Origin of the sequence: Desulfobacula sp., from assembly GCF_030611305.1 — a bacterium.
GTDB lineage: Bacteria > Desulfobacterota > Desulfobacteria > Desulfobacterales > Desulfobacteraceae > Desulfobacula.
Genome location: NZ_JAUWQB010000036.1, coordinates 21,648 through 32,717 on the forward strand (window position 1 = coordinate 21,648; position 11,070 = coordinate 32,717).

At 42.5% G+C, this 11,070-nt stretch carries 9 protein-coding genes; 6 read left to right on the forward strand and 3 right to left on the reverse strand.

The features are described 5' to 3' along the window. Positions 1-4 precede the first annotated feature (4 nt). Entirely contained in the window at positions 5-1,423 is a 1,419-nt protein-coding gene (gene trkA, locus QAI40_RS08830; RefSeq protein ID WP_299980774.1) for a Trk system potassium transporter TrkA, read from the reverse strand. 487 nt (positions 1,424-1,910) lie between these two features. On the opposite strand from trkA, the gene QAI40_RS08835 reads away from it, so the two are divergent. Further along, complete coding sequence (locus QAI40_RS08835; RefSeq protein WP_299980772.1) at positions 1,911-3,584, forward strand: glutamine--tRNA ligase/YqeY domain fusion protein; 1,674 nt, start codon at positions 1,911-1,913, stop codon at positions 3,582-3,584. A gap of 8 nt (positions 3,585-3,592) precedes the next feature. Here QAI40_RS08835 and cysS read toward each other — a convergent pair whose 3' ends face one another. Together cysS and ispF are read right to left on the reverse strand one after the other, a co-directional pair. Next, positions 3,593-5,026, reverse strand: coding sequence for a cysteine--tRNA ligase (cysS, locus tag QAI40_RS08840; protein ID WP_299980770.1), 1,434 nt, complete (start codon positions 5,024-5,026; stop codon positions 3,593-3,595). A gap of 13 nt (positions 5,027-5,039) precedes the next feature. Next, positions 5,040-5,540, reverse strand: a complete 501-nt coding sequence (gene ispF, locus QAI40_RS08845; RefSeq protein WP_299980768.1) for a 2-C-methyl-D-erythritol 2,4-cyclodiphosphate synthase — start codon at positions 5,538-5,540, stop codon at positions 5,040-5,042. A gap of 459 nt (positions 5,541-5,999) precedes the next feature. On the opposite strand from ispF, the gene QAI40_RS08850 reads away from it, so the two are divergent. The 5 genes from QAI40_RS08850 to QAI40_RS08870 are packed head-to-tail and all read left to right on the forward strand — an operon-like array spanning position 6,000 to position 10,896. Next, positions 6,000-6,566: a DNA-3-methyladenine glycosylase I gene (locus tag QAI40_RS08850; protein WP_299980766.1), complete on the forward strand. Its 567-nt coding sequence runs from the start codon at positions 6,000-6,002 to the stop codon at positions 6,564-6,566. Beyond that, entirely contained in the window at positions 6,566-7,561 is a 996-nt protein-coding gene (locus QAI40_RS08855; protein ID WP_299980764.1) for a DUF2804 domain-containing protein, read from the forward strand. Before QAI40_RS08850 ends, QAI40_RS08855 begins: the two co-directional genes overlap by 1 nt. A 57-nt stretch (positions 7,562-7,618) precedes the next feature. Further along, on the forward strand, positions 7,619-9,184 hold the full coding sequence (locus tag QAI40_RS08860; protein WP_299980762.1) for an NAD(P)H-hydrate dehydratase: 1,566 nt from the start codon (positions 7,619-7,621) through the stop codon (positions 9,182-9,184). Further along, positions 9,181-9,645: a tRNA (adenosine(37)-N6)-threonylcarbamoyltransferase complex ATPase subunit type 1 TsaE gene (tsaE, locus tag QAI40_RS08865; RefSeq protein ID WP_299980760.1), complete on the forward strand. Its 465-nt coding sequence runs from the start codon at positions 9,181-9,183 to the stop codon at positions 9,643-9,645. Before QAI40_RS08860 ends, tsaE begins: the two co-directional genes overlap by 4 nt. Before the next feature lie 30 nt (positions 9,646-9,675). Continuing rightward, a complete protein-coding gene (locus QAI40_RS08870; protein ID WP_299980758.1) occupies positions 9,676-10,896 on the forward strand; it encodes an aspartate kinase in 1,221 nt (406 codons plus the stop codon). Positions 10,897-11,070: the final 174 nt, after the last annotated feature.

Consider the following 11,070-nt stretch of genomic DNA (forward strand, 5'->3'; position numbering starts at 1 on the left):
GGATTCAGGTCAGAAATAATTTCTGGACATCTCTTAAATGCTGTGACATACAGACCACGATCGCCCGTTCATTGTTTTGAATGTGTGTGTCCCCGATGGCAACCTGCCACACGCCATCTCTATGGATGCTCCCTATCATCATTTTCCCATTGTAATAAGAACCCAGTTTGGAAAGGGGCTTACGGGTAATCGGCGAATTTGGGGCGGCAACGATTTCTACCATTTCAGCATCAAAACCATGCAGGTGCGCCACGGAAAGCAGCTCCCCCCGGCGAATGAATTTTAAAATCTTGTTGCCGGCCAGTATTTTTTTGTTCAAAGCGAGATCTGATCCCATTGTCGTCGCCAGTACCACATAATCTTCTTTGTTAACCAGTGCAATACATTTACTCTGTTTGATGTGTTGTTTGCCGTGTTTGTGCCTACTTTGTGAAGTCATCAGATGTTTGGCCAGCACGCAGCTCATGATATTGGTTTCGTTTTCACCGGTGGCAGTGATAAAGGTGTCCATTTCCAGCAGTCCCGCTGAAATCAGCACATCTGAATCCGATCCGTCACCGTATAACACTTCTGCATTCTTCAGTGCAAAGGAGAGCTCTTGAGCTATGGTTTCGTCTTTCTCGATCAGTCTGACCTTGACTGTTTTGCCCAACAGCTCAGCCAGGCGGGATCCCACAAGTCCCCCCCCTATGATCATCACCCGATGGCGTTTTTGCTGTGAAACACCTGTCAGGCCCATCAATCGGGTCAAGTTCTCGTTACTGGCCATAAAAAAGGCTTGATCCTGGGGCAATAGTTCATCCTCACCGCCGGGGATCAGCGTGGCGATCCCCCGTGCAATCGCAACTACCCGGAACGGAAATTCATTATACTCTTTAGAAATATCTTTCAGTTTCCTGTAAGCCAGCGGCGATTCCTCATGAATGCGGGTGGCCATGGCCTGTATTTGCCCTTTGGCTACAGCGATAATGTCGTTTCCGGCCCGAAGCTTAATCAATCTGAAAATTTCCTGGGCAACCAACTCTTCCGGGTGGATGATCAGATCGACTTTAAGATCCTTGGCATTCAAAATGGAATTTTCATTCCCGAACTCTCTGGAGCGCACCCGGGCTATTTTGAGTGGAATACCAAAGCGATCACCAATCAAGCAGCTCATCATATTCACGGCATCGTTGTTGGTAACCGAAATGAGATAATCCATCTTTTCGGCACCGGCTTCCCGCCAGCATTCGATACTCATGGCATTGCCCTGAATCAGGCGGGCATCTATATTCCCATCGGCATGACGAATCGATCCGCTATCCTGCTCAATAACGGTGATTGCATACCCTTCATGAACAAGACGCTTGGCCAGGTAATAGCCTACACCCCCCAGCCCAAGAATCAGGATATTAGTCAATTTTGCCGGTTTATTTCCATTCATATATCAAACGGTTCCCACTACTCATCAATTGAAAGCTCAGTCCATAATCAAATACTAAATACCATAGTTTTTGTCAACTTCGTCGGCTGGACTATTCGGTGAGGCTGAAAACAGACAGCCATTGAATTTTGTTTCATTTATGGTATGAAAACCAGACAACAATTTAATAACAGGAAGATGAGTCATATGAAAAAAAAGCTGTTTTGTAATCAAAACCAAAAAGAGTTAATGGATATTGCTGTTGGAATTAAAAAGGCTGCAAAATAACTCGGAATCGTTTTTGAAAATCCTATATTATCCCTGGTTACCATGACCAGTGCAGGCATTCCCTATTTAAGGATATGCTAAGAAGGGCTTGTCAACCTGAAAGGCGGGAAGACACTTGGACTTTTTGTTAGTACCAGAGGATTATTGTTTGCCTGATAAATCCAATATGTGATAAATAAAACATTTATAGTTAACAATAACAGCAAGGATACAAAGATAAATGGAAGCAAATATTATAAAAGGGCATTTTATCGAATCAATTATCAAAGAAGATATAAAGAACAACAAAAATGACGGTAACGTCGTCACCCGTTTTCCTCCTGAGCCCAATGGTTATCTTCATATCGGGCATGCAAAATCCATTTGTCTGAATTTCAATATGGCCAATAAGTTTAATGGCAAATGCAATTTAAGATTTGATGATTCCAACCCGGCAAAAGAAAAACAAACCTATATCGATTCCATCAAATCGACAGTTAACTGGCTGGGATTTGAATTTGGAACCGCGCTTTTTGCGTCCGACTATTTTGACCGGCTCCATGACTTTGCCGTTGAGCTGATTAAAAAAGGCAAGGCCTATGTGTGCAGTCTTAGTGCAGATGATCTCAGAGAATACCGTGGCACCTTGACTGAGCCGGGAAAAGACAGTCCTTACAGGGAACGATCGGTTGAGGAAAACCTGAGCCTGTTTGCACGGATGAAAACCGGTGAGTTTGATGAGGGTGAGCATACTCTCCGGGCAAAAATCGACATGACGTCGCCCAACATTAATCTTCGTGACCCCATCATTTACAGGGTAAAAAAGGCCTCCCATCCCAGAACCGGTAACCAGTGGTGCATCTATCCCATGTATGATTTTACCCATTGTCTTTCAGATTCTCTGGAAGGGATTACCCATTCCCTGTGCAGCCTTGAATTTGAAGATCACAGACCCTTGTACGACTGGACCCTGGATGCGCTTGAAACCCCCTGCCATCCCCAGCAGATTGAATTTGCCCGAATGAACATCAATTATACCGTTTTAAGTAAAAGAAAGCTGCAACGACTTGTGGAGGAAAACCATGTACAGGGGTGGGATGACCCAAGGCTTCCTACCTTGGAAGGCATGAAAAGAAGAGGGTATACCCCTGAATCCATCAGAAATTTCTGCAATATTATCGGTGTGTCCAAAAAAGACAGCCGCATTGATACGGGGCTTCTGGAAAGCTGCCTGAGAAATGACCTGAATGAAAAAGCCCCCCGGGTCATGGCAGTACTACGGCCCTTAAAAGTGACAATTGAAAATTATCCCGATGATCTGACAGAGGAGCTTGCCGCCAGAAACCATCCCCAAAAAGAAGAGATGGGTACAAGGATGATCACTTTTTCCAAAGAGATCTATGTGGAACAGGATGATTTTATGGAAAACCCGCCAAAAAAATTCTTCCGTCTGAGCCCTGGACGGGAAGTCAGGCTACGATATGCTTACCTTATTACCTGCAAGGATATTATCAAGGACGAATCCGGCAATGTAAAGGAACTGATCTGCACCTATGATTCGGCAACAAGGGGCGGGAATGCCCCGGACGGCAGGAAAGTCAAGGGTACCATTCACTGGGTTAATGCCAATGACTGCATTAATGCAAAAGTAAGGCTCTATGACCGGTTGTTTAAAGATGAGAACCCGGAACAGGACAAACAGGATCTTATTGAAAATTTAAATCCCGGCTCCCTGGAAGAACTTGAGTCCTGCAAACTGGAAAAAAGTCTCACCAATGCTGAACCGGAAAACGTATGCCAGTTTGAAAGGCTTGGATACTTTTGCCTGGATTCTAAAGATGCCGCCAAGGGCAATCCGATTTTTAACAGGACAGTGACGATGAGGGATGCCTGGGCAAAACTTAAAAAAAAATAAAGCGGGCTTTATTCAAATCTCCAGGTCGTCCCTTCCGGGCCATCCTCAAGGATGATATTCCTGGCTTTAAGATGGTCTCTGATCTCATCTGATTTTGAAAAATCTTTGTTTTTCCGGGCTTCTGTCCTTTGTCGGATGAGATCTTCAATTTCATCAGGATCAATGGCCATATCTGCCACGCCCTTGTCTTTTTTAGCCTTAAAATAGGATTGCGGGTCCAGCGAAAACATGCCAAGAATATTGGAGGTGGCCTTAATATCGTTATAGGAAAGACTCAATATTTTAAGAGTGCCTTCATCAGGGGCGTCGTTTGTATCGTCCAGAAGCTTGTTCCCTTTTTTAACCACTTCAAAAATAGATGCCAATGCCTTTGCAGAATTAAAATCATCATTCATGGCTTTGGAAAAATCATTCCACAGCTCTCCTTTTTTAGACTCGTCAACTTTTATACCTGCCTTTTCCAGTCTTTCAAGAAAGGCATAAATCCTGTCCAGTCCCAGAGAAACTTCTCTCATGGAGTCTTCAGTGTAATCAATGGGACTTCTATAATGTTTTGACAGAAGAAACATGCGGATCACCTCAGAGGAATATATCGCAAGGACTTCCTTGATCATGGTGAAATTATCCAGGGATTTTGACATTTTTTCATTGTTAATGTCCACAAACCCGTTGTGAATCCAATATTTTACAAATTGACGGCCAAATGCCGCCTCGCTCTGGGCGATCTCGTTTTCATGGTGTGGAAATATCAGATCTTTTCCACCACCATGGATATCAAACCCTTGTCCAAGGTATTCATAGCTCATGGCTGAACATTCAATGTGCCAGCCGGGTCTTCCGTTACCCCATGGACTTTCCCAGAAAGGTTCACCCGGTTTGGCAGGCTTCCACAGGACAAAATCAAAAGGATTCTTCTTTTTCTCGTCCACTGCAATCCTCGCCCCTGCCTTCATGTCTTCAAGATTCCGGCCGGAAAGTTTTCCGTAATCCTTAAAGGAATTAATGGAAAAATAGACATCCCCTCCCTCAACATGATAGGCTTTGCCTTTTCCAATAAGCATCTGGATAAAATCAATAATGTGTTGGATATGTTCGGTGGCTTTGGGTTCAACACTCGGTCTTAATACATTGAGTGCATCCATTTCATTGTGAAATTCATCAATATATTTCTCTGTAATGGCGATGCAGTCTTCCCCGGTTTCATTGGATTTTTTAATGATCTTGTCATCCACATCCGTAAAGTTTCTGACATACCTGACTTCATACTTAAGCTCCATGAGCCATCTGAAAATCGTGTCAAAGACGATAACAGAACGGGCATGACCGATATGACTGGTATCATAGACGGTGGGTCCGCATACGTACATCCCGACCTTGCCTTCATTCAGGGGTACAAACTCTTCTTTTTTACCATGTAATGTATTATAAACTTTTAAACTCATTATATTTTTCCCGTTATAATTTTTCCTGGATAAGCTTTACTAACAGTGTACACTGGGCCGCGATGCCCTGCTCTTTTCCAATAAGCCCCAATGTTTCAGTTGTGGTGGCTTTTACATTCACAAGATTTGAGGCCATATTCAAAATCCCGGCAATATTTTCTTCCATTTTTTTCTTATAAGGACTGATCTTTGGAACCTGAGCAAACACAATGCAATCCATATTGGATACTTCATATCCTTGTTCTCCCAACAGTGCTCCACATTTTTTAAGCAGGATCGTACTTGAAATCCCTTTATATTCGGGATCAGTATCAGAAAAATGCTCTCCAATGTCCCCAAGGCCCGCAGCACCTAAAATTGCATCACATACCGCATGGATTAACACGTCAGCATCAGAGTGGCCCAAAAGTCCCCGGTGAAAGTCTATATTTACACCGCCAATGATCAGCTTTCTGCCTGATACAAGCCGATGAACATCATATCCTGATCCTATTTTAACCTCAGGTTTTTCCATATCTTAAAAATTAGTCTTTCCCTCAATCATTCAACTTAAAAAAATCAAAGGCTAATATATTTACTTTTCCTTGAAAAGTCAAAATCTCACTCTTGTTATGACATCATGGAATACAAAATTCCCCTTGTGATATTTATCACTGAACAGGTTTCGTGGTTTTAGTCATTCTCATTTCCGCCATCTTTATTTTTATCTGATGACCAATAAATTTCTTCTTTATTTTAGACGTAATGGCTTTTCTGGCCTTCTCTACCAACAAAGACTGCTATTAATTTAATTGATTAATCAATTTAAAACATACCGTCAAGAAAGAAAGCGATTATACTGAATTCATCTGGTTTCTTAAGCGTATAAATTTCTTATGATATTGATCTGTATATTTTTCAATAAAAAAAAGGTACCCTGTGCTTAATATAAATTTGGAATAAAAAACCAAGACACGGCTCGAGGATATTCAAAATGGAACGATGCGGCTGGGCAACAAATGATCCGATTTATATAAAATACCATGACGAGGAATGGGGCGTACCCGTTCATGATGATAAAAAACTTTTTGAATTTATCATATTGGAGGGTGCCCAGGCAGGGCTCTCCTGGCTGACGATTCTTAAAAGAAGACCGGGATATAAAAAAGCATTTGCCAATTTTGATGTTGAAAAAGTGGCAAGATTCACTCCTGAAAAAATTGAAAGACTGCTTTTGGACCCGGGCATTATCCGTAACAGGCTCAAAGTCAATGCTGCTGTGTCAAATGCCACGGTCTTTATTAAAATCCAGGAAGAATTCGGATCTTTTGACAAATACTCATGGCGTTTTGTTGACGGGAAACAGAAAGTAAACGAATTTAAAACCCTTGACCAGGTGCCGGCTACAACCAGGGAATCTGATGCCTTTTCAAAAGATCTCAAGCAGCGGGGATTTAAATTTGTGGGGTCTACCATTATCTATGCCCATATGCAGGCAGTGGGCATGGTCAATGACCATCTTGTCTCCTGTTTCAGATATAAAGAATTGATGGTGGAATAATGTGCAAAAAAAACGGTTCTGAATGGTCCGGCGATTTTAATTATCCTGACACCAAAGGTCTATTGAATTTAAATGACCGTTTCTTTTCTTTTGAACGATTTAAAGAAAAACGCTGGTGTTATATGGGTATCATTCACCCGGATATTATTTTCGGGTGTGCAGTGGTGCATCTTGGATATATTTCAAGTGCGTTTGCCTTTGGCTTTGACCGCCAGCGACAAAAAATGATGAACCACTCTCTTGTATTTCCCCCTTTAGGACAAGTTCGATATGATCGAAACCCCGAAAACGGCATCTGCAGCTACAAAAGTCTCCGGGGCAGGTTGATCCTCACCCATGATAAAAAACATGACAAAAAGTCAATTGATGTCTCTTTTTATCTGCCGGGCAAATCTCTAACAGCCGATATTGAGGTCATTGAACCGGATGGCAGCATATCACCCATGCACTTTTTAATGCCAATGGGAAACGAAAGGCCTGCATTTACAACTAAAACCGCCGGACTGAAAGCCCGGGGAAAAATCATTGTGAATAAAAAGATCTTTAACCTTGCATCTGAAAATACGTTTGCCATCTTTGACTGGACCAATGGATTTTACCCCAGACAAACATTTTGGAACTGGGCATGTGGTGCAGGATTTGCAGATGATGGAACTCAAATCGGACTTAATTTCTCATCCGGTGTATATGAAAACGGTTTGCTGGAAAATACGGTCTGGATTAATGGGACACCCATAAAACTGGGTGAAATCATATTTACCTATGACACAAAAAACCCTGAACATCCGTGGCAGATCAAAAGCAAAGATAATCTTATCAATCTTAGATTCAAGCCCGAAGGCATCCGAAAGGCAAATGACAATCTTGGCATTATTAAAAGTAAGTTCAACCAACCCTGTGGTTCATTTGAGGGTTCAATAAAAACTCAAGACAATCTTTGCATTCACCTTTCTTCTGTTGGCGGTGTGGTTGAAGAGCATTTTGCCAAATGGTAAAATGTCTTGAAATCCATGCCAATCTCATTTATAAAAACGATTTAAGGGAGGAATAACATGTTTCTTGTCACGGCTGGTCAAATGCAGGATATGGATAAGCAGGCCATAGAATCTTTTGGTATCCCCGGACTCGTTTTAATGGAAAACGCCGGAAGGGGTGCATTTGAAATACTCCTTAAAAAATTTAAAGGTATTAAAACAAAAAAAATTGCCGTGATAGCCGGTCGGGGCAACAATGGCGGAGATGGATTTGTCATTGCAAGGTATTTGATGGAAAAAGGGATCGTTGTTAACACTTTTTTATTATCTTCAAAAGAAAAAGTGACAGGTGATGCAAAAGTCAATATGGCGCTTACCCAAAAATTATGTGACCGATCCCGCACCTGTTCCATTATTGAAATCCCGGATGCAGATACATTTAAGGAGCAAAAAAGCCGCATTCTCCACCATGATCTCTTCATCGATGCCATTTTGGGAACCGGTCTTAATTCAGATGTCAGGGGATTTTTCAAGGATGCCATTGAATTAATCAATTCTTCCCAACGACCTGTTTTTTCAGTTGATATCCCTTCAGGGCTTCACTCGGATACGGGACAGCCGCTGGGAATCGCTGTAAAGGCGGATGCTACAGCCACCTTTGCTTTTGCCAAGGCCGGTCAACTTCTCTATCCGGGAAATAGTTACACCGGCGATCTTGAAGTCATTGATATTGGCATTCCAAAATTTATTGCCCGGGAAAAAAACATTAAACTCTCCCTGGTTGAAAAAAATGAAATCGCTGCCTGTTTCAGTCCCAGGGAATTCCAAAGCCATAAAGGCAGCTTCGGACATTTACTGGTCATTGCGGGTTCAGCCGGAAAGACAGGGGCTGCTGCTCTTTGCGCCAATGCAGCCATGCGGTGCGGCACAGGTCTTGTGACATTAGGAGTTGCCAAAAGCCTCAATAAAAACATTGAACCCCAGGTCACAGAACCCATGACCCATCCTTTACCTGAAAAAGACAAAGGGTTCTTATCAGACAATTGTTTTGATGAAATCCAAACACTTTTAAAAGAAAAACAGGCCCTTGCTCTAGGCCCGGGTCTTGGCACCCGGAAACCCACAAAAAAGCTTGTCAGCAAACTCATTGAAAAAAGTGACGTGCCGCTCATTATTGATGCGGATGCAATCAATTGTATCGCCCAAAACCCCGAAATTCTAAAAAAGAAAAACTCTCCTGCCATATTAACCCCCCATCCCGGTGAAATGGCAAGGCTTTGTAATATGACAACCCGGGATATCCAGGCAGACAGGTTAGGCATTGCCTCACAATTTGCAAAAACCTATGATATCATTCTGGTCCTGAAAGGTGCCCAGACCGTTATCAGCTTCCCGGACGGAAGATCCGCTATTTGTCCCACCGGCAATCCCGGTATGGCTTCCGGCGGCATGGGGGATGTGCTCACCGGCATGATTGCAGGCTTTTGTGCCCAGGGATTTTCCACTGAAAATGCAAGTCTTACAGGCGTTTATATTCATGGTATGTGTGCTGATATCCTTGCCAAAGATATTGGTGCGTTTGGGTTTGTTGCTACAGACATGATTCAGATGATCCCAAAAACCATTCATCACTATCTGTTATGAAGATCATAGAATCAAAGAGTTCAAAACAGACCCTCAAATTGGGGGAAGCGGTAGGCAAAGAAATTACCCAGAGGATCTGTATTGCCCTCAAAGGAGAACTGGGTGCAGGAAAGACAACCTTTGCCCAGGGGCTTGCCAAAGGACTTGGAGTGTCTGAAAAATATTATATCACAAGCCCGACATTCAACATCATCAATGAGTACCCGGCTGGGTTATTTACCCTTTATCATCTTGATCTTTACAGGCTTGAGTCTGCGGACGAACTTGAAGGTATCGGGTTTGATGATCTTGTTAATGACAACCATATTATTGTTGTTGAATGGCCTGAAATTCTTAAGCGTATTTCTTTTAAATTTGATATTGAAATCAATTTTAAATTTGATGCGCAGTATAACAGAATAATATCTGTTATTGCCTCTGGACAACCAGGATCAAATCTGTTAAGCAACTTATTTTTATAAATTATAATATTTACCAATACCGGAGTTAGTATGGCTTTAAGAGTACAAAAATATGGGGGAACCTCTGTTGCAGACATTGAACATATCAACCATGTTGCAGACAGGGTCCAGAAAGCACACGATAAAGGTGACAAGCTTGTCGTTGTACTCTCTGCCATGTCAGGCGTAACCGACAGTCTTATTTCTCTTGCCAAACAGGCCTCAAAAAGGCCTGACAAAAGGGAGCTTGACGCACTTCTTGCCACGGGTGAACAGACAACTGCAGCCCTTCTTGCCATGATCCTCAAATCAAGAGGATACAAGGCAAAATCGTTTCTTGGTTTTCAGGCAGGCATTCATACGGATAAAACATCCGGCAAGGCAAGAATACTTGATATTAACGGTCAAAATATACAATCGGCCCTTAACGAAGGAAATATTGCCGTAGTTGCAGGATTTCAGGGTGCAGATGAAGATGGTACCATCACTACTCTCGGCCGGGGAGGGTCCGACACATCAGCCGTTGCCATTGCATCGTCCCTGAAAGCCGATGTCTGTGAAATCTTCACAGATGTGGATGGAGTATATACCACAGACCCAAGAATTTGCAGCAGTGCGAGAAAAATTAACAAAATATCCTATGAAGAAATGCTTGAAATGGCCATATTGGGTGCCAAGGTTCTTCAGATCCGTTCGGTTGAATTTGCAAAAAAATATAATGTGCCCATACATGTAAGGTCAGCATTCAGTGAGGAGGAAGGAACAATGGTTGTCAACGAGAGTTCTGATATGGAAAGTGTCATTGTATCAGGTATTACCTGTGATATGAACGAAGCAAGAATAACCTTAAAGAAGGTTCCTGACCAGCCCGGTGTTTCGGCAAAAATATTCACCCCCCTTGCCGAAGCGGAAATATGCGTGGACATGATTATTCAGAATACCCGCTCCGGTGGTGAGACAGACCTGACCTTTACTGTGCCCAAGGATGACTTTGAACGGGCAAAAGAAATTTCCCACAAAGTTGCCAAGAACTTGGGTGCTGTTGAAATTCTCACAGCTGAAGAAATTGCCAAGGTTTCAGTTATCGGACTGGGAATGAAAAGTCATTCCGGTGTGGCAGCCACCATGTTCCAGGCCCTGGCATCTGAAAATATCAATATCCGGCTGATCAGCACTTCCGAAATCAGGATTTCCTGCATCATCCTGGCAAAATATGCGGAACTTGCGGTAAGAACGCTTCACACAGCATTCGGGCTTGATCCGGAAAAATAACCCTGACATGGTGTCAAAACGTAACTCTGAAAATTTTGTCAGCCTTGACCTGAAAATGAAATAATCTTCCCGGATTGAAAGTGCGTATTCTTCCTTTCTTTTTCTTCCCTTAAAAAAAATATTAAATCAATTTTCTTCATATTCTTCTCTTCTTCTTGTAATCATATTCTTCCA